Source organism: Neisseria gonorrhoeae, from assembly GCF_003315235.1.
In the GTDB taxonomy this organism is placed as follows: domain Bacteria; phylum Pseudomonadota; class Gammaproteobacteria; order Burkholderiales; family Neisseriaceae; genus Neisseria; species Neisseria gonorrhoeae.
Genome location: NZ_QNRU01000015.1, coordinates 15,562 through 41,160, shown reverse-complemented (window position 1 = coordinate 41,160; position 25,599 = coordinate 15,562). Strand labels below are relative to the sequence as shown.

29 protein-coding genes and 1 tRNA gene are annotated in these 25,599 nt (G+C 52.5%); 11 read left to right on the top strand and 19 right to left on the bottom strand.

What is annotated here, in order from left to right; all coding sequences use genetic code 11:
* Both DFR77_RS13795 and DFR77_RS07730 read left to right on the top strand, forming a co-directional pair.
* Positions 1-294: hypothetical protein (locus tag DFR77_RS13795; protein WP_249033553.1), on the top strand; the 294-nt coding region annotated here is incomplete at its 5' end.
* A complete protein-coding gene (locus DFR77_RS07730; protein ID WP_003694162.1) occupies positions 233-613 on the top strand; it encodes a type II toxin-antitoxin system PemK/MazF family toxin in 381 nt (126 codons plus the stop codon). The genes DFR77_RS13795 and DFR77_RS07730, both read left to right, overlap by 62 nt.
* Positions 614-813: 200 nt before the next feature.
* Here DFR77_RS07730 and DFR77_RS07725 read toward each other — a convergent pair whose 3' ends face one another.
* The 8 genes from DFR77_RS07725 to DFR77_RS07690 form a co-directional block, all read right to left on the bottom strand.
* Entirely contained in the window at positions 814-1,656 is an 843-nt protein-coding gene (locus DFR77_RS07725) for a BRO-N domain-containing protein (protein ID WP_017146878.1), read from the bottom strand.
* Between the two features lie 498 nt (positions 1,657-2,154).
* Complete coding sequence (locus tag DFR77_RS07720) at positions 2,155-2,331, bottom strand: hypothetical protein (RefSeq protein ID WP_003689785.1); 177 nt, start codon at positions 2,329-2,331, stop codon at positions 2,155-2,157.
* 327 nt (positions 2,332-2,658) lie between these two features.
* Positions 2,659-3,150, bottom strand: a complete 492-nt coding sequence (gene dtd, locus DFR77_RS07715) for a D-aminoacyl-tRNA deacylase (RefSeq protein WP_003689787.1) — start codon at positions 3,148-3,150, stop codon at positions 2,659-2,661.
* Between the two features lie 73 nt (positions 3,151-3,223).
* Positions 3,224-3,982, bottom strand: a complete 759-nt coding sequence (locus DFR77_RS07710; protein WP_003689788.1) for a peptidyl-prolyl cis-trans isomerase — start codon at positions 3,980-3,982, stop codon at positions 3,224-3,226.
* Between the two features lie 69 nt (positions 3,983-4,051).
* Positions 4,052-4,918: a peptidyl-prolyl cis-trans isomerase gene (locus DFR77_RS07705; protein WP_003689790.1), complete on the bottom strand. Its 867-nt coding sequence runs from the start codon at positions 4,916-4,918 to the stop codon at positions 4,052-4,054.
* Positions 4,919-4,966: 48 nt separating this feature from the next.
* Complete coding sequence (locus DFR77_RS07700) at positions 4,967-5,245, bottom strand: BolA family protein (protein ID WP_003689791.1); 279 nt, start codon at positions 5,243-5,245, stop codon at positions 4,967-4,969.
* Positions 5,245-5,535 (bottom strand): YciI family protein, encoded by a 291-nt coding sequence (locus tag DFR77_RS07695; RefSeq protein WP_003689792.1) that lies wholly within the window; start codon positions 5,533-5,535, stop codon positions 5,245-5,247. Before DFR77_RS07695 ends, DFR77_RS07700 begins: the two co-directional genes overlap by 1 nt.
* 2 nt (positions 5,536-5,537) lie before the next feature.
* Complete coding sequence (locus DFR77_RS07690) at positions 5,538-6,068, bottom strand: septation protein A (protein ID WP_010359130.1); 531 nt, start codon at positions 6,066-6,068, stop codon at positions 5,538-5,540.
* Between the two features lie 307 nt (positions 6,069-6,375).
* Between DFR77_RS07690 and tspA the strand changes: the two genes are divergently transcribed.
* Positions 6,376-8,691: a FimV/HubP family polar landmark-like protein TspA gene (gene tspA / locus DFR77_RS07680; protein ID WP_029671550.1), complete on the top strand. Its 2,316-nt coding sequence runs from the start codon at positions 6,376-6,378 to the stop codon at positions 8,689-8,691.
* 172 nt (positions 8,692-8,863) lie between these two features.
* On the opposite strand, the gene gloA is transcribed toward tspA, so the two are convergent.
* From gloA to DFR77_RS07665, 3 genes are read right to left on the bottom strand one after another with little or no spacing between them, the layout of a single operon-like run.
* On the bottom strand, positions 8,864-9,280 hold the full coding sequence (gloA, locus tag DFR77_RS07675; protein ID WP_003698936.1) for a lactoylglutathione lyase: 417 nt from the start codon (positions 9,278-9,280) through the stop codon (positions 8,864-8,866).
* A 24-nt stretch (positions 9,281-9,304) separates the two neighbouring features.
* On the bottom strand, positions 9,305-10,474 hold the full coding sequence (gene lapB / locus DFR77_RS07670) for a lipopolysaccharide assembly protein LapB (RefSeq protein ID WP_003689796.1): 1,170 nt from the start codon (positions 10,472-10,474) through the stop codon (positions 9,305-9,307).
* A 10-nt stretch (positions 10,475-10,484) separates the two neighbouring features.
* A complete protein-coding gene (locus tag DFR77_RS07665) occupies positions 10,485-10,799 on the bottom strand; it encodes a LapA family protein (RefSeq protein WP_010359134.1) in 315 nt (104 codons plus the stop codon).
* Positions 10,800-11,108: 309 nt separating this feature from the next.
* On the opposite strand from DFR77_RS07665, the gene ilvE reads away from it, so the two are divergent.
* The gene (ilvE, locus tag DFR77_RS07655) at positions 11,109-12,107 is read left to right on the top strand and encodes a branched-chain-amino-acid transaminase (protein ID WP_003689799.1); all 999 of its coding nucleotides are present in this window, start codon (positions 11,109-11,111) and stop codon (positions 12,105-12,107) included.
* Positions 12,108-12,351: 244 nt separating this feature from the next.
* Here the strand turns inward: ilvE and fabI are convergent, their stop codons facing one another.
* The 3 genes from fabI to pgi all read right to left on the bottom strand — a co-directional run bounded on the left by fabI (position 12,352) and on the right by pgi (position 15,966).
* A complete protein-coding gene (gene fabI, locus DFR77_RS07650) occupies positions 12,352-13,137 on the bottom strand; it encodes an enoyl-ACP reductase FabI (protein ID WP_002223367.1) in 786 nt (261 codons plus the stop codon).
* 154 nt (positions 13,138-13,291) lie between these two features.
* Complete coding sequence (gene dapD, locus DFR77_RS07645; protein ID WP_003689804.1) at positions 13,292-14,113, bottom strand: 2,3,4,5-tetrahydropyridine-2,6-dicarboxylate N-succinyltransferase; 822 nt, start codon at positions 14,111-14,113, stop codon at positions 13,292-13,294.
* Between the two features lie 209 nt (positions 14,114-14,322).
* Positions 14,323-15,966 carry a glucose-6-phosphate isomerase gene (pgi, locus tag DFR77_RS07640; protein ID WP_003697594.1) on the bottom strand — a complete coding sequence of 548 codons (1,644 nt, stop codon included), beginning with the start codon at positions 15,964-15,966 and terminating at the stop codon, positions 14,323-14,325.
* 509 nt (positions 15,967-16,475) lie between these two features.
* Between pgi and pilG the strand changes: the two genes are divergently transcribed.
* From pilG to DFR77_RS07615, 4 genes are all read left to right on the top strand, one after another.
* Positions 16,476-17,708 carry a type 4 pilus assembly protein PilG gene (gene pilG, locus DFR77_RS07630; protein ID WP_003689811.1) on the top strand — a complete coding sequence of 411 codons (1,233 nt, stop codon included), beginning with the start codon at positions 16,476-16,478 and terminating at the stop codon, positions 17,706-17,708.
* Positions 17,709-17,781: 73 nt separating this feature from the next.
* Positions 17,782-18,642, top strand: a complete 861-nt coding sequence (locus DFR77_RS07625) for a prepilin peptidase (RefSeq protein ID WP_003689814.1) — start codon at positions 17,782-17,784, stop codon at positions 18,640-18,642.
* Positions 18,639-19,271, top strand: coding sequence for a dephospho-CoA kinase (gene coaE / locus DFR77_RS07620; RefSeq protein ID WP_003689816.1), 633 nt, complete (start codon positions 18,639-18,641; stop codon positions 19,269-19,271). The genes DFR77_RS07625 and coaE overlap by 4 nt, the downstream gene beginning before the upstream one ends.
* A complete protein-coding gene (locus DFR77_RS07615; RefSeq protein WP_003696096.1) occupies positions 19,264-19,473 on the top strand; it encodes a DNA gyrase inhibitor YacG in 210 nt (69 codons plus the stop codon). Before coaE ends, DFR77_RS07615 begins: the two co-directional genes overlap by 8 nt.
* A gap of 85 nt (positions 19,474-19,558) precedes the next feature.
* Here DFR77_RS07615 and pilB read toward each other — a convergent pair whose 3' ends face one another.
* The 4 genes from pilB to DFR77_RS07590 form a co-directional block, all read right to left on the bottom strand.
* Positions 19,559-21,235: a type IV-A pilus assembly ATPase PilB gene (pilB, locus tag DFR77_RS07610; protein ID WP_003689817.1), complete on the bottom strand. Its 1,677-nt coding sequence runs from the start codon at positions 21,233-21,235 to the stop codon at positions 19,559-19,561.
* A gap of 245 nt (positions 21,236-21,480) precedes the next feature.
* Positions 21,481-21,552: transfer RNA gene (locus DFR77_RS07600), tRNA-Arg, on the bottom strand.
* A 20-nt stretch (positions 21,553-21,572) separates the two neighbouring features.
* Entirely contained in the window at positions 21,573-22,019 is a 447-nt protein-coding gene (locus DFR77_RS07595) for a DUF441 domain-containing protein (protein WP_003689818.1), read from the bottom strand.
* A gap of 3 nt (positions 22,020-22,022) precedes the next feature.
* Complete coding sequence (locus DFR77_RS07590) at positions 22,023-22,997, bottom strand: polyprenyl synthetase family protein (protein ID WP_003689819.1); 975 nt, start codon at positions 22,995-22,997, stop codon at positions 22,023-22,025.
* Between the two features lie 223 nt (positions 22,998-23,220).
* Here DFR77_RS07590 and rplU point away from each other — a divergent pair, with 223 nt between their 5' ends.
* The 3 genes from rplU (at position 23,221) to ubiM (ending at position 25,245) form a co-directional block, all read left to right on the top strand.
* Complete coding sequence (gene rplU, locus DFR77_RS07580) at positions 23,221-23,529, top strand: 50S ribosomal protein L21 (protein WP_003691838.1); 309 nt, start codon at positions 23,221-23,223, stop codon at positions 23,527-23,529.
* 24 nt (positions 23,530-23,553) lie between these two features.
* Complete coding sequence (rpmA, locus tag DFR77_RS07575) at positions 23,554-23,826, top strand: 50S ribosomal protein L27 (protein WP_003689821.1); 273 nt, start codon at positions 23,554-23,556, stop codon at positions 23,824-23,826.
* A 234-nt stretch (positions 23,827-24,060) separates the two neighbouring features.
* Positions 24,061-25,245: a 5-demethoxyubiquinol-8 5-hydroxylase UbiM gene (gene ubiM, locus DFR77_RS07570; protein ID WP_020996717.1), complete on the top strand. Its 1,185-nt coding sequence runs from the start codon at positions 24,061-24,063 to the stop codon at positions 25,243-25,245.
* 188 nt (positions 25,246-25,433) lie between these two features.
* On the opposite strand, the gene rpmG is transcribed toward ubiM, so the two are convergent.
* Positions 25,434-25,589 (bottom strand): 50S ribosomal protein L33, encoded by a 156-nt coding sequence (gene rpmG / locus DFR77_RS07565; RefSeq protein WP_003689824.1) that lies wholly within the window; start codon positions 25,587-25,589, stop codon positions 25,434-25,436.
* Positions 25,590-25,599 lie beyond the last annotated feature (10 nt).

Below are 25,599 nucleotides of genomic sequence, written 5' to 3'. Positions count from 1 at the left end.
ACGCGGCAAATTTTTGCCGTTTTGTTTGCGCGAAGGGGGCGTTATACAAAATTATTAAGCGCACCAATAATGGGCGGAAATGAAAATGCCGTACCCTATGGGCAGGCTTCGCACTCTGAAAGGTTCAGGCGGCATTTTTATTGGAAGGCTTTTTTTTGCAACCGCCTTACACAAAGCGGTTTTTTGTGTAAGAACTGCTATAATAGCCGCCTGTCATCGTCAGGAGCGGCTAATGCCTTTAAAATTCCAACCAAGGGAACGTTCAGTTATCATGTGCGACTTTCGCGGTTATGAAGAACCGGAAATGGTCAAGAAACGCCCTGTCGTCGTCATAGCGCGAAACAGGCACAACGGCAAACCGGTAACGGTCGTACCCTTAAGCGGCACAGAGCCTGTCCCTTTGGCGGACTGCCACCACAAAATGAGTGAAAACCCCTTACCGGACAAGCCGCACATCCAATGTCGGGCAAAATGCGATATGACGGCAACAGTCGGATTGGCACGATTAGACCGATACAAACCCAAAGGGCGCGACCGTTGCATCCCAATAATCAGTGAAGAGGATTTTCAGGCGGTTAAAACAGCCGTTGCCAAGGCATTCAAACTGTACTAGAATAAAACCGTTCCCTTAAAGGGGCTTGCAAGACTGTTCCGAAATATGGGCAGCCGCGCACGGGCGACAGGCGATGACAAGCCGTCCGTGCGTGTGACGGGGCGCGGAATGCGCCCCTTGTCGTATCTGCAAACGCCTACAAATCCCCAATCATCCCTTCAATAAAAATGCCGTCCGAAGGTTCAGACGGCATTTTCCGTTTACCTTGCCGCAGCCTTGCCGTAAATGCCTTCAAGACATGCGGCTATGCGGCCGGAGGCGTCTTTGTCCGCATATCCCCGCAACACTTCGAGGGCCGCGGCGGATCTTTTCAGGATTGAACGGGTTTCGTGCCAGACCGTCAGCATCGTAACCGCCTGTCTGTTGCCAAGCTGTTTGAGCGGTGCGGAAACGTCTTTGCCCGATTCAATCATCCGTGTGCCGTAATAAACCATAGCGGCAATGTCGGCTAAAGAGTTGCCGTCGATGGGCAGGGCGGGTTGCGGCGCGGGCAACGGTTCGCGGTCGGGGACTTCGCCGGCCAAACCCGTGTGCAGTGTCAATGCGTGGACGTAGGCGACGGCTTCGGGCAGTTTGTCGGCGGGGATGCCTTCGACGGCTTCGACGTTGAAGCGTTGGTGTATCATACTGTACGCGGAGGAGTAGCCTATGCGTTTGCGCCCGACAAGCGCGGCAACCGCCCGGCGCAATCCGGTACGGTCGTCGGCGGTGGTTTTGGGAGTAATTTGGTAGCCGCCTGTTTTGCGGATTTGAGGGATAACCTCTTCAAATATCCAGTCTTGGAATTTGACGGCTTCGGCTTTGCGTGAACGGAAGATGACTCGGTAGAGATTCGGCTCGTTGATGAAAAGTAATTCTTGGTTGCCTTTTTTTGTTGCAACGCTGGATTTTTGAATGCCCTGGTCTTTTAATGGCAACTGACGGGCATTTTGAATTTGAAGAATTTCCGCAACATCGCCAAGGCAAAACCAAGGTTCAGCCCCCAAGATTTGAGTACGGACATTTTGAGATTTGAAAGAAAATACAGAAATGGTGTTTTGCATTTTAAGCTCCACGAAAGTTTGAAAGCCTCTCTTCGACCAAGAAGAGGTAGGCGGACGTTTCAGGTTGGTCGACTGCTCGTGGAAACAGCACATCCGGAGATGTCCCGAAAGTCCGCCCGTTGGCTTTTTCAGCAAGGGTGTATGTTTAACATACACCCTTCAGGGAACTCTTATCAAAACAAAAGCCGCAAGCGCGGCAATAACCACGAAAGAAACAGGCGACCAAACCTGTGAACCGAACTTTACTATTATTCCGCTATTGCGTCAATATTTTGGGGGGAAGCACGGACGGAGCTTTGTTGAAAGTTTAAAACTTGGACAGTATTCATGGTAGAATGACCTTTCTATTTCATGGTAGATAGACGCGGAAAGAGAGTTGCCGCTCTGCTTTCCACCTGCCCAAATCAAGTTACAGCTTGGTTTGGGCTTCTTTTTTACCTGCAATCAGCAAGTGTTGAAATTATAATTTGTATCTACGATTCATGCAAGCCATTTCTATTATTTTTTCAGTTTTTCTAATTCAAGTTCATGTTTCAGCTTTTCTTTTACCCATTTGGAGAAGTCTAAATTATTGGAAAATTCCAATAAATTAGCTTCTTTTTCAGTGTTAAATGAAACGTGCTTTAAAACGCGCTTAGATTCGTAGCTTTTTTTGGATTGTTTGGTTGGGTTCATTCTTCCCCCTTGTTGAAAATAATCGTAGATACATTTTACTCGATTTAAAATCATAGGGCAACAAAAAAACCGCCAAGTTTGCGGCTTGGCGGCGGTCGGGCTATTTTAAGAACTCTTTTCGGATTTTTTCTTTAACCCATTGGGAAAAACTAATTTTATTTGCACCTTATTTGCACCTTTTTTATAAATATAATTCAAATATTTGATTTATATATTAATTTAATTAAATATTACATGACCCTGCATAGGGGCGACGGAAAGGCGGCGCGGGGGAAGGGTGTGTGTATTGTCGTTCATTGTCGATATTTCATCATTGCGGACTCAATTTCAATCCGGAACAACCTTCATTTTTGGGGAAATCCGCGTCATGAAAGAGTCCAGCAGTATGGTTACCGGCCCGTCGTTGCAGAGCGACACCTGCATATGCGTGCGGAAACGCCCTGTTTCGACATGAATCCCGTGTCCGCGTAACAGCTCCGCCGTTCGCAGGTAAAGCCGTTGCGCCTGTTCTGCCGGCGCGGCTTGGGAAAACGAAGGCCGCCGCCCGCTTGCCGCGTCGGCATAAAGCGTAAACTGCGACACCAGCAGCACCGCGCCGCCGACATCTTTCAAAGACAGGTTCAGCTTGCCCGCTTCGTCTTCAAACACGCGCAAATGTGCGATTTTGTCGGCGATATAGCGTGCATCTTTTTCTGTGTCGCTATGCGTTACACCGAGTAACACGACAAACCCGCCGTCGATTTTGCCGCAGGTTTCCGTGCCGGCTTCGGACACGACATCCACCTTTGCACCTACCGTTTTCTGTATGACCGCACGCATAAGCCGTCCTCCTTACCTGAACGTGCAATGCCGTCTGAAAAGGCTTCAGACGGCATCGGTATCGGAAATGCCATTACGGTTTGACACCGTTTTCTTCCAAAAGGGCATCGATTTTCAAGCGGGCTTTTTCCTGCCTCAAACCTTGTTCCAACTGGTTTCTGACCAACTCGAAAGGCTGCGCGTCGGGGTTTTTCCCGACCGCGCCGAGTTTGAACAGGTAATAGCGTTCGCCCAATTTGACCGGATTGCGGGTAACGTCGCCACGGTTCATACCGGCAAACTGCGAAGCCAGCGGCTCGGGAAGCTGCTGCGCCATAATGAAACCGTCGAACGCCTGCTCGTCGTTCGGATAACGCTTCATCAGCCCTTCAAAAGACAGCCCTTTGAGCAGGAGCTGCTGCGCCTGACGCGCCTCCTCTTCGGTTGCGAAGCTGACCTGCTGCAATTTGATCATGCGGATTTGCCGCTCATAAAACTGACGCAGTGCGCTTTCGGAAACCGTTTCCGAACGTTCCAGAAAACGGACGTACTCCTCGGCATAAAAAGACGCTTCGGCGATTTTAAAGCGGTTTTGGACATCCTTATCCTTATCCAAACCTTCCTTCAATGCCCTGTTTTTCAAAACTTCCAAAGTTTGCAGCCGGCGGACGGCATCGTTTCGGATTGCCTGCCCGTCCGGTCTTTGGGACTGCTCCGCATGCCGGTCTGCCTGCTGCATGATCTGCGCCACCAGCGTATCCACCAAAGCCGGGTCGATTTCGGGTGCTTTGGCTGCCGCAAAACCTGCCAACATTGCAGCAATAACTGCGGCAGCGGTCTTTTTCTGTTTCATGGTATTCCCTGTCCTGCGCGGCGGCAAAACGCCTGTATGAACGTCTTGCCGCCGTATCCCGTTTTCAGATTATTTTGCAGGTTTGATGTTTGCCTTACCCAACAGCGCACCGACGGCACGGTCAATCCGTTCCGCCTGAAGGTTGCCGGCAATCTGTCCTTTCATTTCGTCAAAAGAAGGCACTTTCACCTCGCGGCTGTCGTTGACATAATAAACGCCGTAGAAATCGCCGTTTTTCAGCGGCGTTGCCGTAAATTCGCCTTTTTTCAAGTCCTTAATTGCCTGATAAAGCGGCGGAACACCCTGTTCCAAATCTTTCAGCGGCACATATCCGTCCGGCGCGCCGGTCCGTTTGGTGCGGTCGTTGAGCGAGTATTGTTTCAAAACGGCATCAAAACCTTTTTTCGCCTTCAAATCGGCAACCGCTTTTTTCGCATTTTCTTCCTTGTCGGTCAGGATTTCGCCCAACTGGACTTCCTGCGTGCCTTTATAAAAACCGCTGATATTGTCGTAAACGGCTTTTACTTCCTGCTCGGAAACCGGTTGGGTTTTGGCGATATGCAGTGCGTATGCCTCGCCGTTCAAGCCATATTTTACCGCCTGCCAAACGGTTTTGAAGGACGGTTTCTTGTCGTCGCCCGACTTTTTCGCTTCGGCACGCAATTTGGCAAGCGCATCTTTAAACTCTGCCGACCGGTCGAGTTTCAGGCGTTTCACTTCCTGTGCGACCACGGTGTTGACCACTTCGTTTTCCAGCAGGGATTGGCGCAGTTGCGGCGTGTCTTCGGCACGGCTGTTTTCCGCACGGAATGCGGCAACCTGCGCATCGATGACGGAACTGTCGATTTTCTGACCGTTAACGGTTGCCAGCGTTTGGGCAAACAGGCTGCCGGAACAGGCAAGCAGCGCAACGGAAGTCAGGATTTTTGCTTTCATAATCTTCTCTCTTTAAATTTTAAATTGAAATATTCAGGCAGACTTCATTCAGTCCGCCGTATGGAAATACTCGTCAGGGGTAGCCGCCCGGATGCCGAGCGCGTGAATCATGCCGCCTGAAAATAAATCTTTGAGCAGCGATTTGACCGTTTTCTGACGGTTCAGACGGCTTAAACCTTCAAAACGGCCGCTGACGACCAAAACGGCATAATGTCCGCCGCCGGTATTGCCCGCGTGTCCTTTGTGCAGATGGCTCTCATCGCCGATTTCCAACACCAGAGGATCGAGCGTCTGCAGGCGTTCGCGGATCAAATCGACAGCCGGCATTATTTGAACACCGCTTTAAACGGCTTGATCAGCACTTCGCTGTACACGCCGGCATGAACATAGGGATCGTCTTCAGCCCAAGCCTGCGCCGCATCCAAAGACTCGAACTGTGCCACAATCAAGCTGCCCGAAACACGTTCGGGATTGTCCGGCAGCAGGTTTGGGCCTGCCGTCAGCAGACGGCCTTCCGATTTCAGCGTTTCCAGCCGTTTAAAGTGTTCGGGACGTGCCGCCATACGCGCTTCATGCACATCCTCCCCGTCTGTTGCCAGCAACATAAAATATTCCACAGTCAATCCTCCTTTTTCAGATAGGTACTCAGATAAATACCCTGAATAATAAAGAAAAAAAGCATCAGCGCAGTCGAACCGAACATCTTATAGTTAACCCATTGCGCTTCAAACCTAGTAAACACAAACCAGTTGGCAATACCCATAAAAATCAGAAAACCGACCCACATATATGTCAATTTTCCCCATACGGCATCCGGAAGCTGAATCTCCCTGCCGATACTCGCTTTCAAGCCGTTTTTACCCGCAAGGTGGCTGCCCAGCAGGAATAACGCCCCGCACCAGAACAATACTGTCGGCTTCCACATAATGAAGCGGCTGTCGCCCAAAACAATGGTTGCGCCGCCGAATACGACAATCAGCACCAGTCCGACCCACTGCATCGTATCCAGCCTTTTATGCTTCCAATACAGGAAAGCCGCCTGAACCACGCCTGCAACCAAGGCAACCGCCGCAGCGGCAATCATATTTTTGGTAACGGTATAAGTAGCAAAAAACAAGATGACGGACAAAAGGTCGCTGACAAATTTCATATCCAAATGAGAAAGCAAATCAAATAAACGCTAATCATACAGGCAGAACCCTATCTTTGCACCTGCAAAACCAACAAATTTTGTTTTGATTAATGCAAATATGCACAGATGTTTTTGAAAAAAGATGGAAATATGTCATAATTTATAAAATTGGCTTTAAAATACAGCTTCGGCCGGAACCTCTGCCTATCCGCACCCTATCGTCCGTATTGCCTATGCCTGATGACGAAATTTACAGACTGTACGCGGTCAAACCGTATTCAGCCGCCAACCCACAGGGGATACATCTTGCAAAAACAACAGACAAATCAAACTGATTGCCGCCTCCATCGCAGTTGCCGCATCCTTTCAGGCACATGCGCGACTGGGCGGACTGAATATCCGGTCCAACCTTGACGAACCCTTTTCCGGCAGCATTACCGTAACCGGCGAAGAAGCCAAAGCCCTGCTAGGCGGCGGCAGCGTTACCGTTTCCGAAAAAGGCCTGACCGCCAAAGTCCACAAGTTGGACGATAAAGCCGTCATTGCCGTTTCTTCCGCACAGGCAGTCCGCGATCCCGTCTTGGTGTTCCGCATCGGTGCAGGCGCGCAGGTACGCGAATACACCGCCATCCTCGATCCTGTCGGCTGCTCGCCCAAAACCAAATCTGCACTTTCAGACGGCAAGACACACCGCAAAACCGCTCCGAAAGCAGAGTCCCAAGAAAATCAAAACGCCAAAGCCCTCCGCAAAACCGATAAAAAAGACAGCGCAAACTCAGCCGTCAAACCGGCGCATAACGGCAAAACCCATACCGTCCGCAAAGGCGAAACGCTCAAACAGATTGCCGCCGCCATCCGTCCGAAACACCTGACGCTCGAACAGGTTGCCGATGCGCTGCTGAAGGCAAACCCAAATGTTTCCGCACACGGCAGACTGCGTGCGGGCAGCGTGCTTCACATTCCGAATCTGAACAGGATCAAAGCGGCAGCACCCAAAAAAATCAAAGCGGAACAACCCAAACCGCAAACGGCGAAACCCAAAGCCGAAACTGCATCCATGCCGTCTGAACCGTCCAAACAGGCAACGGTAGAGAAACCGATAGAGAAACCTGTCGAAAAACCGGTTGAAAAACCTGAAGCAAAAGTTGCCGCGCCCGAAGCAAAAGCGGAAAAACCGGCCGTTCGACCCGAACCCAAACCCGCAGTGTCCGAAACTCCGGCTTCGGCGACAGAACGCCAACCCGGACCTGTACCCGCTGCAAATACTGCCGCATCGGAAACCGCTGCCGAATCCGCCCCCCAAGAAGCCGCCGCTTCTGCCATCGACACGCCGACCGACGAAACCGGTAACACCGTTTCCGAACCTGTTGCGGAAACAGCCAGTGAAGTTGCCGCCGAACCCGTTGCCGAACCTGTCGAACAGGTTTCTGCCGAAGAAGAAACCGAAAGCGGACTGTTTGACGGTCTGTTCGGCGGTTCGTACACCTTGCTGCTTGCCGGCGGAGGCGCGGCATTGATCGCCCTGCTGCTGCTTTTACGCCTTGCCCAATCCAAACGCGCGCGCCGTACCGAAGAATCCGTCCCTGAAGAAGAGCCTGACCTTGACGACGCGGCAGACGACGGCATAAAAATCACCTTTGCCGAAGTCGAAACTCCGGCAACGCCCGAACCCGCTCCGAAAAACGATGTAAACGACACACTTGCCTTAGGTGGGGAATCTGAAGAAGAGTTATCGGCAAAACAAACGTTCGATGTCGAAACCGATACGCCTTCCAACCGCATCGACTTGGATTTCGACAGCCTGGCAGCCGCGCAAAACGGCATTTTGTCCGGCGCACTTACGCAGGATGAAGAAACCCAAAAACGCGCGGATGCCGATTGGAACGCCATCGAATCCACAGACAGCGTGTACGAGCCTGAGACCTTCAACCCGTACAACCCTGTCGAAATCGTCATCGACACGCCCGAACCGGAATCTGTCGCCCAAACTGCCGAAAACAAACCGGAAACCGTCGATACCGATTTCTACAACAACCTGTTCTCAAACAACCATATCGGCACAGAAGAAACAGCTTCCGCAAAACCTGCCGCACCCTCCGGACTGGCAGGCTTCCTGAAGGCTTCCTCGCCCGAAACCATCTTGGAAAAAACAGTTGCCGAAGTCCAAACACCGGAAGAGTTGCACGATTTCCTGAAAGTGTACGAAACCGGTGCCGTCGCGGAAACTGCGCCTGAAACGCCCGATTTCAACGCCGCCGCAGACGATTTGTCCGCATTGCTTCAACCTGCCGAAGCACCGGCCGTTGAGGAAAATGCAGCGGAAATCACTTTGGAAACGCCTGATTCCAACACCTCTGAGGCAGACGCTTTGCCCGACTTCCTGAAAGACGGCGAGGAGGAAACGGTAGATTGGAGCATCTACCTCTCGGAAGAAAATATCCCAAATAATGCAGATACCGGTTTCCCTTCGGAATCTGTAGGTTCTGACGCGCCTTCCGAAGCGAAATACGACCTTGCCGAAATGTATCTCGAAATCGGCGACCGCGATGCCGCTGCCGAGACAGTGCAGAAATTGCTGGAAGAAGCGGAAGGCGACGTACTCAAACGTGCCCAAGCATTGGCGCAGGAATTGGGTATTTGATTCCCAACTGCCCTTTCGCAGATCAAGGATGCCGTTTCAGACGGCATCTTTTTTTGCCTTATCGGTGTAACGGATAAAGTTTGAACCGGCACAGGCTCAAACAGCAGGCCGTCGGCAACAAAATGCCGTCCGAAACCCCTAAAGGCTTCAGACGGCATTGGCGGCGGCGGTATCAGGTATTCGCATAGGCAACCGAATCGTCGCCGCTTTTCTTTTGAACGAACTCGATTTTGCATCCGTCGGGGTCTTCTACGAAGGCTATCACGGTTGTGCCGTGTTTCATCAGGCCGGCTTCGCGGACGACGTTTCCGCCCTGCCGCTTCACGCGTTCGCAGGCTTCGTAGGCATCGTCCACTTCAACCGCGATGTGTCCGTAGGCGTTGCCCAAGTCGTATCGTTCCGTATCCCAGTTGTGCGTCAGTTCCAAAACCGTGCTGTCGGTTTCGTCGCCGTAACCGACGAAGGCAAGGGTAAATCTGCCTTCGGGATAGTCTTTTCGGCGGAGCAGTTTCATACCCAAAACGTTTTGGTAGAAATCGAGGGATTTTTCGAGATTGCCCACGCGGAGCATAGTATGGAGTAAGCGCATTTTTCGTGTTCCTCTCGGTGGTGGTTAAACTTCGATTTTATTCGGCGTAAACGTCTGCCATTTGTTGCAGGCGGGACAGTGCCAGAAAAAGACTTGGGATTTGAAGTGGCAGTTGCGGCAACGGTACATCACGCTGCGCTGGAGCTGCCGTCCGATAACCGAACGCATCATGTCGGCATCGGCTTTCCAAGCCGGATCCAAATCGCTGAGTTTCAAACCGAGCAGGCGGTACACGCCGTTAAGGTCGGGCTTGCGGCGGACAAGCTCGACGGCGGTTTGCGCGGCTTCTTTCTCGCCCTTAAGCAGCAGGGATTTCTCGTACACGACATTGATCAGGTCAAGTTCGGGAAACGTCTGCATATATCCTGTCAGACGGTTCAAGCCTTCTTCAGGTTTTCCCTGCGCGGCATAGGCTTCGTAAAGCTTCTCGCCGACCATGCTCAAGTATGCATGGTTTTGCTGCTCGATGGCGGCATAGGCTTCGACGGCGGCAGGGAAATTGCCTTGTCGGTGTTCAATGTCGCCCAAAATCATGTTGGCGCGGGTGCATTTTTTGTTGGCTTCGAGTGCCTTGCCGACATTGAAACGCGCGGCATCGAAATTGGACTTGAACAGCGCGGCTTGGGCAAGTTCGCAATAAAACTGTGCAATCTCAAACTGATATGTCTGTTCGTCGTGACTAAGAAGTTGGGCGGTTTCAACCGCTTTTTCCCAATCCCTGTCCTGCTGGTAGATATTGAGCAGGTGCTGTCTGGCTTCACGCGCCATTTCACCGTCTTGCAGCCCCAAAAAAATCTGTTCGGCACGATCGACCAAACCCGCGCTTTGGTAGTTTTGCGCCAATTCAAACAGGACGCGCGCGCGCTTTTCGCCGACCGTATCGGGAGAATCGAGCATTGTCCGGTGTATGTTGATGGCTTTGTCGTTTTCGCCGCGCTGACGGTAAAGTTTGCCGAGGGTGAGGTTCAAATCATACGATTGCGGCCGGCCGTCGACGACTTCCGCCAACTCCCTTGCCGCGCGCCCGCTGTTGCGGTCGACCAAAGCGTCCAGGCTTTTATAAAATCCCGAAGGGATGCTTTTTGCCTGCTTCAATACGGTTTTCATATCCACGCGGGCGGCAAACCAGCCCATCGTGAAGAAGACGGGCAAAAGGATAATCGGCAGCAGGATAATCCACAATTCGTTGTCCATATCGGCTTTCTTAAGGCTGTTTGGCAGATTCGGCAGCATTTTGTATCGGCGGTGCAGTCAATTTCTGTCCGCTCAAGCGCGCACTTTTCTTCACTTCCGCACGCAGGCGGCTGTTTTCGCCGCGCAAGGACAGCAGCCGCCCGAACAGGGCAAACATTCCGAACACGATGCCGACGACAAACGCGCCGAACAATACGACAATCAGCGGCAGATTGACACTCTGCCCCGGAAGATAGGAAAAGGTAACGGCATCCATATTAATGACGGCAAGCAGCAGGAAGAGCAGCAGGATAATGATTTTGATGACGGTATAGATAAGTTTCATGTTTGCTCCGTAAATAAAAACGCCGCACGGACAGCTTCGCACTCTGAACCAAGATTGCGTTAGTTTAAACGATTTGCACGGTTTCGGATAGAATGCGGCAGCGTGTTCGGACGGCATACGGAGTATGCGATTGCCGACAATTTTACCAAATACACCGCTCCTTTCCATTTGAAAAATAACGGATTGGACACCGCATCGACAGAAAAACCCGCCGCGCACTTGTCAAAACCCTGTTTGCAGGCGTATCTTTACAACCTTCAAATTCAAACCGTTCATTGAAACATATCAGAATAAGAAAGGCTTTACATCATGAGCAGACCCGTACCCGCCGTATTCGGCAGCGTTTTTCACAGTCAAATGCCCGTCCTCGCCTACCGCGAAGGCAAATGGCAGCCGACCGAATGGCAATCTTCCCAAGACCTTACCCTTGCACCCGGCGCGCATGCCCTGCATTACGGCAGCGAATGCTTTGAAGGTTTGAAGGCCTTCCGTCAGGCAGACGGTAAAATCGTGCTGTTCCGTCCGACCGCCAATATCGCGCGTATGCGGCAAAGTGCGGACATTTTGCACCTGCCGCGCCCCGAAACCCAAGCTTATCTCGATGCTTTGGTCGAACTGGTCAAACGTGCCGCCGACGAAATTCCCGATGCGCCTGCCGCGCTGTACCTGCGCCCGACCTTAATCGGTACCGATCCCGTTATCGGCAAGGCCGGTTCTCCTTCCGAAACCGCCCTGCTGTATATTTTGGCTTCCCCCGTCGGCGACTATTTCAAAGTCGGCTCGCCCGTGAAAATCTTGGTGGAAACCGAACACATCCGCTGCGCCCCGCATATGGGCCGCGTCAAATGCGGCGGCAACTACGCTTCCGCCATGCACTGGTTGCTGAAGGCGAAAGCCGAATACGGCGCAAATCAAGTCCTGTTCTGCCCGAACGGCGACGTTCAGGAAACCGGCGCATCCAACTTTATCCTGATTAACGGCGATGAAATCATTACCAAACCGTTGACAGACGAATTCCTGCACGGCGTTACCCGCGATTCCGTGCTGACTGTCGCCAAAGATTTGGGCTATACCGTCAGCGAACGTAATTTCACGGTTGACGAACTGAAAGCTGCTGTGGAAAACGGTGCGGAAGCGATTTTGACCGGTACGGCCGCCGTCATCTCGCCCGTTACTTCCTTCGTCATCGGCGGCAAAGAAATCGAAGTGAAAAACCAAGAACGCGGCTATGCCATCCGTAAGGCGATTACCGACATCCAGTACGGTTTGGCGGAAGACAAATACGGCTGGCTGGTCGAAGTGTGCTGATGCTTTAAATAAAAAAATGCCGTCTGAAACCCGTTTGGCGTTTCGGACGGCATTTTCGCGTTCGGACCGTTTCCGCCGCACCTGCAGCAAGTCGGTACAAAGGCAATCGGTTAAAACAAGCGTCCGCATTTCCCATCCCGCCTGCCGCAAGTCGGGCATTTCCCTGGAAATACGCTTCAAACGGCAAACCGCCGCCCGAAACCGATACTCGGCACGGACGGCGCACGGATTTGAAAACGGCGGATTATCCCTCGGTGCTCAAGGCATTGATGCTGTAACCGCCGTCAACATAAGTGATTTCGCCGGTAATGCCGGACGACAGGTCGGACAGCAGGAAGGCGGCAGTATTCCCGACTTCTTCGATGGTAACGTTGCGGCGCAGCGGGTTGTGGGCGGCGACGTGTCCCAAGAGTTTGCCGAAATCGGCGATGCCGGAGGCGGCGAGCGTTTTGATCGGGCCGGCGGAAATGCCGTTGCAGCGGATGCCCTCTTTACCCAGACAGGCGGCGGTAAAGCGGATGCCTGCCTCAAGGCTGGCTTTTGCCATACCCATCACGTTGTAATTCGGAATCGCGCGTACCGCGCCCAAGTAGCTAAGGGCGACGATGGCGGAGTTTCTGCCGCGCATCATCGGACGGGCGGCTTTTGCCAATGCGGGCAGGCTGTATGCGGAAATTTCGTGTGCGGTGTTGAACGCTTCGCGGCTGATGCTGTCGAGGAAGTCGCCGCTCAAGGCTTCTTTCGGCGCGAAGCCGATGGAATGCACCAAACCGTCCAAGCCATCCCAATGTTTGCCTAAGTCGGCGAACACTTGGTTGATTTCGTCGTCGCTGGCGACATCGCAGCGGAATACGAGTTCGGAATCTAATTCCGCCGCCATTTTGCGGACGCGCTCTTCCAGTTTGTCCACAACGTAGGTAAACGCCAGTTCCGCGCCCTGTTCGCGGCAGGCTTTGGCGATGCCGTAAGCGATGGAACGCTCGGAAATCATGCCGGTAATCAGAATTTTTTTGCCTTGCAGAAAACCCATTTTGTATCCTTCAAATAGTGTTCGGTTCGTTCTAAACCGTTGATTATAGCAAATTGTCCCTGTTTCTGTGTTTTCACGTTGCAGCGTGCAGACGGCAATGCCGTCCGAAGCGGATTTCAGACGGCATTGGACGTTTCAAATACGGTTTAAGGCATCAGATGCCGCGCAAGAGTTCGTTCACGCTGGTTTTGGCGCGGGTTTGCGCGTCCACGCGTTTGACGATGACGGCACAGTAAAGGCTGTGGCTGCCGTCTTTGGAAGGCAGGCTGCCGGACACGACGACCGAACCTGCCGGTACGCGGCCTTGGTAGATTTCGCCTGTGGTGCGGTCGAAGATTTTGGTGGATTGACCGATGAACACGCCCATCGAAATCACGCTGCCTTCTTCGACAATCGCGCCTTCGACGATTTCGGAACGCGCGCCGATGAAGCAGTTGTCTTCAATGATGGTGGGTGCGGCCTGCAGGGGTTCGAGTACGCCGCCGATGCCGACACCGCCGCTCAAGTGGACGTTTTTGCCGATTTGCGCGCAAGAGCCGACGGTCGCCCAAGTATCGACCATCGCGCCTTCGTCGACGTATGCGCCGATGTTGACGTAAGACGGCATCAGCACGGCGTTTTTGGCAACAAAGCTGCCGCGTCGGGCAACCGCACCCGGAACTGCGCGGAAGCCTGCGTTTTTGAACTCGTCTTCAGACCAGTCGGCAAATTTGGTCGGCACTTTGTCGAAGTATTTGTTCACGCCGTCGTTGAGGACTTCGTTGTCTTGGATGCGGAAGGACAGCAACACGGCTTTTTTCGCCCATTCGTTGACTTTCCACTCGCCCACGCCCAAGCGTTCGGCGACGCGCAGTTTGCCTGAATCGAGTTGGCGGATGGTTTCCAACACGGCTTCTTTGACTTCGGGGGCAACGGTGGTCGGAGTGATGTCCGCGCGGTTTTCAAAGGCGGTTTCGATAATGTTTTGCAAAGACATAATGTTTCCTTGGTTCGAGATATTTCGGGACGCTTGCCGGTATTGTTCAGACGGCATGGCGGTTGGAACAAACGTGCTATTGTGCCATACAAACGCCCGCCCGTCAGCCGCGCCGCAGGCTTGCCGGATGCCGGCGTTTCGGAATCGGGCGGGCGGCAGGCATATGTCTTTTTCCGCGCCCGAATCAATACAGAAAGGCGGCGGTACTTTTATGCCGCGCCGCCGCCTTTCAGACGGCATTCGCGGTAAAACGCCATCAGCCCTTCGGTCGAGGCATCGTGTACGGACGTGCCGCCTTCCAGTTCGCCGATGATGGTTTTTGCCAACTGTTTGCCGTACTCAACCCCCCACTGATCGAAGGGGTTGACGTTCCATATCGCGCCTTGGACGAAGGTTTTGTGTTCGTAAGCCGCCATCAGCATACCCAGATTGTAGGGCGTGAGGCGGTCGAGCAGGATGCTGTTGCTGGGGCGGTTGCCGGGGAACTCTTTGTGCGGCGCGAGGCGTTCGCGTTCCGCTTCGGGCAAATCTGCCAGTTCGGCGCGTGCTTCGTCTAAGGTTTTACCCTTCATCAGGGCTTCCGCTTGGGCAAAGGCGTTGGCAACGGTAAAACGGCTGCGTCCGTCCTCCGCGCCCTGCGCCGTCATCGGGACGATAAAGTCGCAGGGAATCAGGCGCGTGCCTTGGTGGAGCAGTTGGAAATAGGCGTGCTGGCAGTTGACCCCTTCACCGCCGAACACGATGCCGCCCGTTTTGCACGCGGCGGGACTGCCGTCTGAAGCGCGGCTTTTGCCCAAACTCTCCATATCGAGCTGGTTCAGCCACGCCGGCAGCAGGCGCAGGTTGTGGCTGTACGGAACGGCGGTCTGCCCGTCCGCGTGCTGGAAATTGTTATACCACACGGCAATCAGTGCCATCAGAACGGGAATGTTGCGACGCGGGGGCGTGTGGAAAAAATGGCTGTCCATCGCGTGCGCCCCCGCTAGCAGTTCGCGGAAACGCGCCCCGCCAACCGCAACCATCACGGGCAAACCGACGGGCGACCAGACGGAATAGCGTCCGCCCACCCAGTCGTACATCGCAAACACGCGTTCCGCCGCAATGCCGAAACTTTGCGCCGCTTCCGTATCGGCAGACACCGCGCAAAAATGGCGCGCCGTTTCGGATTCCGAGAACCCCGCACCGCGATACCACGCCTTGACCGCCTCTGCATTGAGCAGGGTTTCCGGTGTTTTAAAGGACTTGCTGGCAACGCAAAACATTGTTGTTTCGGGGTTCAGACGGCATAAGACCTCATCCAGGCAGGCAGGGTCGGCATTAGAAACAAAATGGACGGAAATCTGCCGTCTGAACGGCTCGAGCGCCTGCACGCACATTGCCGGCCCGAGGTCGGATCCGCCTATGCCGATGTGGACAAAATCCGCAATCCGTTTTCCGGTTATCCCCTGATATAAACCGTCGTCCAAACTGTGTGCAAACTTCAACGCACGATTTAACTCGCGGCGGATTTCGGGCAACACGTCCCTGCCGTCCGCATAAACGGCATCCGCACCGTCGGGCAGGCGCAAAGCCGTATGCAGCGCGGCACGCCCCTCGCTGCCGTTGACTTTCGCACCCGTCCGCAAAGCACGCATTTTCCCTTCCAAATCCGCCGTCTCCGCAAGACGGCAGAGCAGTTGCAGCGTATCTTCGCCAAAACGGTTTTTGCTGTAATCGAACAACATCCCGTCCAAACGCTCATGCATACGCTCAAAACGGTCGGGTTCGGCAGCAAAGCGGTCGCGCAAAAGGATGTGGCACGTATCCTGATAATGGCGTTCGAGCGCATACCATGCACGGGTAAAAGCATCCATCTGTTTTCCTTGATTTTTCAGAACCGGATTAAAATATAGCAGAATGTAGTCTAACAAACGGCAGACACTTTAGCGAATCTCAGGAACACCGCCCGCCGCGTCCAATAACACCTTATTTCCATATGGCGAAAATATAGTGAATTAACAAAAATCAGGACAAGGCGGCGGGCCGCAGGCAGTACGGATAGTACGGAACCGGTTCGCTTGGTGCTTCATCACCTTAGGGAATCGTCCTCTTTGAGCCGGGGCGGGCCAACGCCGTACCGGTTTTTGTTAATTCACTATACCCTCCGGCCGGCATTTGACCCGCAACAATATCCTGCAAGATTTATTGTGTACGCATAAATGCCGGACAGCCGCCTAAATTAAGGTATAATCGCATCCGATTCTGTCCCGTTTGCCGCCCGCAGGCGGGATGTCGGCGGTTTTCATCTTACCGGGAACACGCCGATACTGTTTTTTAACGATGTTTCTTACATTTTATTCCAATTACTTTACGGGGCTAGAATATGGCTAAAAATGGGGGATTTTCTTTGTTCGCAAAGAAAGAAAAACGCTTTATCTTTGAAGGCAGGCATTCTGCCTCCGACAAACTGGTCAACGGCGAAGTATCCGCGTTTACCGAAGAAGAGGCACGCAAAAAACTGGCAAAACGCGGCATCCGCCCGTTGCAGATTACCCGTGTGAAAACAAGCTCCAAGCGCAAAATCACACAAGAAGACATTACCGTTTTCACCCGCCAGCTTTCCACGATGATTAAAGCGGGCCTGCCGCTGATGCAGGCATTTGAAATCGTGGCGCGCGGACACGGCAACCCGTCTATGACGGAAATGCTGATGGAAATCCGAGGCCAAGTGGAACAGGGCAGCTCGTTGAGCCGCGCATTCTCAAACCACCCGAAATATTTCGACCGCTTCTACTGCAACCTGGTTGCGGCGGGCGAAACGGGCGGTGTATTGGAAAGCCTGCTGGACAAATTGGCAATTTACAAGGAAAAAACCCAGGCCATCCGCAAAAAGGTAAAAACCGCGCTAACCTATCCGGTATCCGTCATCGCCGTCGCCATCGGTTTGGTATTCGTGATGATGATTTTCGTACTGCCCGCCTTTAAAGAAGTTTACGCCAATATGGGCGCGGAGCTTCCCCCACTGACCCAAACAGTGATGGATATGTCCGACTTTTTCGTCTCATACGGCTGGATGGTGCTGATCGCACTGGGCTTTGCCATATACGGCTTCCTTAAATTGAAGGCGCGTTCGATTAAAATCCAACGGCGTATGGATGCCATACTGCTGCGTATGCCGATTTTCGGAGACATTGTCCGCAAAGGGACGATTGCCCGCTGGGGCAGGACGACGGCAACGCTGTTTGCCGCCGGCGTGCCTTTGGTCGATGTATTGGACTCCACTGCCGGCGCGGCGGGCAATTTAATCTATGAAGAAGCCACCCGGGAAATCCGTACGCGCGTCATCCAAGGTCTGTCTATGACTTCGGGGATGCGTGCGACGGAACTGTTCCCCAATATGATGTTGCAGATGTCCTCCATCGGCGAGGAATCGGGTTCTTTGGACGATATGCTCAACAAAGCCGCCGAATTTTACGAAGACGAGGTGGACAATGCGGTCGGCAGGCTGTCCGCTATGATGGAGCCGATTATTATTGTGATTTTGGGCTTGGTCATCGGTACGCTTCTGGTCGCTATGTATCTGCCGCTGTTCAACTTGGGCAACGTGGTCGCCTGATTTGCCGCACAGATCCGGCGCGGATTGGTTCTGCGCCGGTTTGTTTTTGCTTTGAATATATCAAGGACAAAATATGTCTGATTTGTCTGTATTGTCGCCGTTTGCCGTGCCTTTGGCAGCAGTTTTGGGGCTGCTGGTCGGCAGCTTCCTGAATGTCGTCATTTACCGCGTACCCGTTATGATGGAACGCGGCTGGACGGTATTTGCCAAAGAACATTTAAACCTGCCGCTGACCGACGATGAAAGCCGTACCTTCAACCTGATGAAGCCGGATTCCTGCTGTCCCAAATGCCGTGTGCCGATACGCGCGTGGCAGAACATCCCGATTGTCAGTTACCTGCTCCTGCGCGGCAAATGCGCTTCCTGCCAAACCAAAATCAGCATACGTTATCCCTTAATCGAGCTGCTGACCGGCGTATTGTTCGGGCTGGTCGCCTGGCAATACGGCTGGTCTTGGATTACGCTGGGCGGTTTGATACTGACCGCGTTTCTGATTTCCCTGACCTTTATCGATGCGGACACCCAATACCTGCCCGACTCGATGACATTACCCTTGATCTGGCTGGGGCTGATATTTAATTTGGACGGCGGCTTCGTGCCTTTGCAGTCTGCCGTTTTAGGTGCGGTTGCCGGCTATAGTTCATTATGGCTCTTATGTGCAGTGTATAAACTGCTCACAGGAAAAACCGGTATGGGCAACGGAGATTTCAAACTGATTGCCGCATTGGGCGCGTGGCTCGGCATATCCGCATTGCCCGTGCTGATTTTTGTTTCCTCTCTGATCGGTTTGGTCGCGGCAATCGTTATGCGCGTCGCCAAGGGGCGGCATTTTGCCTTCGGCCCCGCACTGACAGTTTCGGGCTGGATAATTTTTACGGCAAACGATTCCGTATGGCGGGCGGTCAACTGGTGGCTGACCCATCCGGTGAGATGACAGCATGGGTCGGACTGACCGGCGGAATCGGCAGCGGCAAATCGGCAGCCGCGCAATATTTTGCCGATTTGGGCGTGCCGCGCATCGATGCGGACGCGGCGGCGCACTCGCTGACGGCTTCAGACGGCATCGCCCTGCCGGAAATCAGGCGGCTGTTCGGCGACACCGTTTTCGACACACAGGGTTTGTTGCGGCGCGACATATTGCGTAAAGAAATCTTTGCCTCCCCATCGCGCAAAGCCTTGCTCGAATCCGTGATGTTGCCGCTGATTTTCTCAGAAATCAAAAAACAGCAAGAAACCTTTACCGATGCGGTTTACGGCATTGTCGAAATTCCGCTGCTGACGGAGAAGCGTCAATTTATCAGCCTGATACGGCGTGTCCTGACCATAAGCGCACCTTTGGAAAAACGTATCGGCAGGGTAATGGCACGCAGCGGGCTGACGCGCGGCGAGGTGGCGGACATCATCAGCCATCAGGCATCCGAATCCGAACGCCTGCTGCTTGCAGACGATGTACTGCTCAATGACGGCAGCCTCAAAAGCCTACGTGAGAAAACAATGCTCCTGCACGCGTTTTATTCAGGGATTTTCGCCTCAAAACCAACACAAGGAAAACACAATGGCTGAATCGCGGCAAACACGCCTTCAAGTCAAATGTCCGACCTGTCAAACGGCAGTAGTATGGAAACCGGAAAACGCATTCCGCCCGTTCTGTTCGCAACGCTGCAAACTGATCGACTTGGGCGGATGGGCAGACGGGAAATATACGGTTTCCGGTCAAACGGAAAGTTTGCCGGAAATATCCGAACCCGACGGGGCATACCGCTGACCGCCCCGCCTTCCCGGCAAACACCCTGAAAGGTCAAATGCCGTCTGAAACAAACACGCTTCAGACGGCATTTTCATTCTCAAACCTAATCGTTGGTATTTGCCGTTACCTCTTCCAATGAAGTAATGCCCTGCATAATTTTCAAAATACCGGCCCGGCGCAAATCCACCATACCCTCCTTATAGGCAACGTCCAAAATACCCACTTCCGTACCGTTGTTCATAATCACACGCTGCATTTCTTCGCTGATGGGCATAACCTCATACACGCCCGCACGCCCCTTATAACCCTGCCCCCGGCAACGGTCGCAACCGACGGCGCGGTAAAGTTTCCAATCTTTTGCAAGATCCTCATCGGTGAAACCGACTTCCTTCAAAGCAGAGGCAGACGGGCGTTCCACTTCCTGTTTGCAGCTCGAACACAGCCTGCGTAAAAGACGCTGCGCCATAATCAGGCTGACCGAACTGGCAATATTAAACGGCGCGACACCCATATTCAGCATACGCGACAACGTCGCCGGCGCATTATTCGTGTGCAGTGTGGAAAACACCATATGCCCTGTTTGTGCCGCCTTAATCGCAATATCGGCAGTTTCCAAATCACGAATCTCACCGACCATAATGATGTCCGGGTCCTGACGCAGGAAAGACTTCAAAGCAGCGGCAAAAGTCAGACCCTGCTTATCATTGACGTTAACCTGATTGATGCCCGGCAGGTTAATCTCGGCAGGGTCTTCCGCCGTTGCAATATTTACCGACTCCGTATTCAAAATATTCAAACAGGTATAGAGCGACACCGTCTTACCCGAACCCGTCGGACCGGTTACCAGCACCATCCCGTAAGGACGGTGAATCGCTTCCAACAACAATTTTTTCTGGAACGGCTCAAAACCGAGCTGGTCGATGTTCAAAGACGCGGCATCGGAATTCAAAATCCGCATCACGACCTTTTCGCCAAACAGCGTCGGCAATGTGCTGACACGGAAATCGACAGGCTTGCCGCCCTTTTGAAAGGTCAGCTGCATCCTACCGTCCTGCGGTATCCGTTTTTCGGAAATGTCCAAACGCGACATTACCTTAATCCGGGAAGCAAGCTGCCCCCTTACCGCAATGGGCGGCTGAACCACCTCGCGGAGCTGCCCGTCCACACGGAAACGGATACGCGCATTGTGTTCGTAAAACTCGAAATGGATGTCGGATGCCCCGCTACGCAAGGCATCCGACAAAGTTTTATGGATAAACCTCGGAACAGGGCCGTCTTCTGCCTCCTCGTTGTCGATATACAGGGTGTGGCTTTCCTCTTCCTCTTGCCCCTCCCCAAGCTCCTGAAGCAGCGATGTCGAACGCGAACCCACCCAATCGAGCAAACCCGCCAACTGGTCATCCTCGACAATGACCAACTCAACCGCAATCCCTGCGGCAGAAACGGTTTTCTGAATTTGCGGCATCTGGGTCGGATCGGAAACCGCAAAAAATACTTTGTCGCCCCGACGGAAAACCGGCACACAGTGGAACTCCACCATCTGCTCCTCCGTCAACACCCCCATCAGCACCCTGTGGCGCGGATAATGACGCAAATCAAGAATCGAATAACTGAACACCCTCGCAATCAATGCCGCAAGCGACTTGGGCGAAATGACACCGTCTGAAAACAGCATCGGCAACACTTCCTTACCCGCCTGCGACTCATTGTAGTAATGCTCGGCCTGCTCAACAGTAACCACCTGGTTTTGAACCAGAATCCTCAGCAAACCTACGCTCATACGACCTTATCCCCAAATTTATTCATTGTTATACCTGTACAGATTTTATCATAAAACAACAGATTTCCAAGCCTGAACATCTTTTACGAAGCCTGAAAATCATTTCACGATTCTGCCGTCCTAAAGGTCGGTTTTTCAAGCAGGAAGAAAAAGTTTTCAGATGGCAAAAAAGCCCTCCAGCACTGAAAGGCCTTATATCGGAAACTTCCCGCAACACGGGAAACAGACAAATGCAAACCGTCAAACCTCGCCAACAGGAATCGAACCTGTATTTTACGCTTAGGAGGCATACGTTCTATCCGTTGAACTATGGCGAGCCGAAATGAAAAGGGAGATTTTAAACCTTTCCGGCAACAAAAGACAAGATGTCGGCCGCAATCAGCGGCCCGACAGGGATACCGCCCATAAATGCCACCCCGATGACCGTACCGATCAGCAAGCCCGTTACCAATACCGGCTGCCGTCCCATCAAAGGCACGCCGCATCCCGCCAGCCAAGCCACGAAAATACCGATAAAAACGGCGGATATCATTTTAAAATTCAAAAATTCGGCAACAGGAGGAACCTGCGCCTTTCCTGAAACCAACGGACTCAAAACCCCTATGGTCAAAAGAATGATACCGAGGTTCAACCCGTGCTTCTCGACCAACGGGACAAACTGTACCAATGCCGTCTGCTGCATCAGCAGCAATATGGTTGCCGAGACGGTAATCGAATTGTTGTTGCTGACCACCCCCAACAGAATCAGCGTAACCAGAAACAGGGGAACAAAACTGAAATTCATCGGTTACGACACCCTGACCAAAGATTCCTTCGCCAGCTGAATCATAGCATCCTTCACTTCGCTGTCGGACAGGGCATCCAACGCGGCAACGGCACAATCGACTGCTTTGCGCGCCTCGCCTATCGAATATGCCAAAGCATCCGAACGGACGACATAATCGCGGATTTTTTCAAAATAGCCGCGATCTGCATTTTCCAAAGCAGTACGCACATCGTTCGCAACCTGTTCGGAACCCTGACGCATCAGATAAATCAAAGGCAGGGTCGGTTTTCCTTCCGCCAAATCGTCGCCGACGTTTTTACCTGTTTCTTCGGTTTCCCCCGAATAATCCAGCACATCGTCAATAATCTGGAATGCCGTACCGACGTACATACCGTAGTCTTTCAAGGCCTGTTCGTGCCCGGGGGAAGCTTTGCCCAAAATTGCGCCGACTTGAGCGGCAGCTTCAAACAATTTTGCCGTTTTATATTGGATGACTCGGATATATTGTTCTTCGGTAATGTCCGTATTGCCGATGTTCATCAGCTGCATGACCTCTCCCTCGGCAATGATGTTGGTCGCATCCGCCATCACTTCCAAAACGCGCATACTGCCCGAGGCAACCATCAGTTGAAATGCACGGGTATATAAAAAGTCGCCAACCAACACTGCCGCCGCATTGCCGAACAGATTGTTTGCCGTTGCCCGCCCACGGCGCAAATCGCTTTCATCGACGACATCGTCGTGCAGGAGTGTGGAAGTGTGGATAAACTCGACCATCGCTGCCAGCGAATACAGTTTCTCGTCATCATAACCGACCGCCTTACCCGCCAAAATCGTCATAATCGGACGCAGGCGTTTGCCGCCCGCGCTGATGATATATGTACCGATTTGCGAAATCAGTGCGACATCGGATTGCACCGCACGGTTGATGACTTCATTGACTTTGGCAAGGTCTTCAGGCAGATGTCGCTGGAAATAGGGCAGATTCTCGAGCATGGCAGACTCTCAGGTTTACGTTTCCGTCAAACGGCAGATACCGCTTGAAAGCTGATTCAAATAGCGGGCAATTATATCAGCAAAGCCATCAGGGTACATCTTTTCAGACGGCATATGATTGCCCGAACCGCGCAAACTTTGACAAAACAGGCAAATAACAATACAATGCCCAATTTCGCACAATGGTGTGCGGATATTAACCATAACCCTTATGGAGTTGAGTATGTACGCGGTCGTAAAAACCGGCGGCAAACAGTATAAAGTTTCCGTCGGCGAAAAATTGAAAGTAGAACAGATACCAGCCCAACTCGACAGCCAAATCGAACTGACCGAAGTTTTGATGATTGCTGACGGCGAATCTGTAAAAGTTGGCGCACCCTTTATCGAAGGTGCAAAAGTAACGGCTAAAGTAGTGGCACACGGTCGTGGCGAAAAAGTCCGCATCTTCAAAATGCGCCGCCGCAAACACTACCAAAAACGCCAAGGCCACCGCCAAAATTTCACCCAAATCGAAATCGTGGCAATCGCCTAACCTTAAAACTTAGGAGCATTACAAATGGCAAGTAAAAAAGCAGGCGGCAGCACCCGCAACGGTCGCGATTCAGAAGCCAAACGCTTGGGCGTTAAAGCCTACGGCAACGAGCTGATTCCCGCAGGTTCCATCATCGTACGCCAACGCGGTACCAAATTCCACGCAGGCGACAACGTAGGTATGGGCAAAGACCACACTTTGTTCGCCAAAATTGACGGTTATGTCGAATTCAAAACCAAAGGCGCGCTGAACCGTAAAACTGTCAGCATCCGTCCTTACACCGGTTCTGAAGAATAATTCAACCGATACCTGAAGCCGCATCTTTTCACGATGCGGCTTTTTACATACCCCATACCCGATTTGATACACATTAAGCTGAAAGTAAAAATCCGCATACACCCTCCCCTGCATATTTCTTCAACAACGGGTTTTGATATAATCGCCTATCTGTTACAGATAGTTCAAACGGCATTCAAACCCTTACAAATGCCGTCTGAAATCATCGGCATCCGCCTATGCAAAGGATATTTTATGAGTTTACACAGCGACATCCTCGTCGTCGGCGCAGGCCCGGCGGGTTTAAGTTTTGCAGCCGAACTTGCCGGCAGCGGTTTGAAAGTTACTCTGATCGAACGCAGCCCACTGACTGTTCTGCAAAATCCTCCCTATGACGGACGCGAAATCGCCCTGACCCATTTTTCCCGCGAAATCATGCAGCGTTTGGGTATGTGGGACAAAATTCCCGAAAACGAAATCTACCCCTTGCGCGATGCCAAAGTGCTGAACGGACGTTCCGACTACCAGCTCCACTTTCCCCAACCGACTGAAGCGCGCGGCGAGCCTGCCGACTGTTTGGGCTATCTGATTTCCAACCACAATATCCGCCGCGCCGCCTATGAAATCGTATCACAACTCGACAATGTCAGCATTCTGACCGATACGGCCGTTAAAGAAGTCAAAACATCTGATAATGAAGCGCAAGTCTTTTTGGAAAATGGAGACATTCTAACCGCGCGTCTCCTTTTGGCAGCAGACAGCCGTTTCTCACAAACCCGCCGACAACTCGGTATTTCTTCAGATATGCACGACTACAGCCGAACCATGTTCGTCTGCCGCATGAAACATACCCTTTCCAACCAACATACCGCTTACGAATGCTTCCATTACGGACGCACCATCGCACTGCTGCCACTGGAAAAGCGCCTGACCAATACCGTCATTACAGTCGATACCGATAAAATCAACAGCGTTCAAAACCTTTCGCCCGAAGAATTGGCGGCAAGCGTAAAAGAACAGCTCAAGGGCAGGCTCGGCGACATGGAACTGGTCAGCAGCATCCACCATTACCCCCTTGTCGGCATGATTGCCAAACGTTTCTACGGCAAACGCAGCGCGCTGATCGGCGATGCGGCTGTCGGTATGCACCCCGTAACGGCACACGGCTTCAACCTCGGGCTTTCCAGCGCGGATATTCTGGCAAAACTGATACTCGAAGCCGAACAGCGCGGTCAAGACATCGGCGCGGCTTCCTTGTTGGAAAAATACAGCAGCAAACATATGCTGCACGCCCATCCGCTTTATCACGGCACCAATATGATGCTGAAACTGTTTACCAACGAAACCGCGCCGGCAAAACTGTTGCGCGGTTTGGTATTACGAGCCGGCAACAACTTCCCGCCGCTGAAAAAGCTGATTACCAAACAACTGACCGGTTGAAAACTGCCGAAATGCCGTCTGAAACGTTTCAGACGGCATTTTTGTATTATGAACCGTTTTGCGGTTTCCATATCCTTGGCAGACGGTTTGCAGCAGATTCGCATACGGCAGATGTTTCAAGCAGAAAGGAAACACAATAAAAATAAAAAAGCCTCCGAACAGTCGGAGGCTTTGCTTTCAAACTGAAATTATTTCAGTTTGGTTTCTTTGTACACTACGTGTTTGCGGGCAACCGGATCGAATTTTTTGATTTCCAGTTTGCCGGGCATAGTGCGTTTATTTTTGGTAGTGGTGTAGAAGTGGCCAGTACCTGCACCGGATTCCAGTTTGATTTTATCGCGCATTGCAGTAATC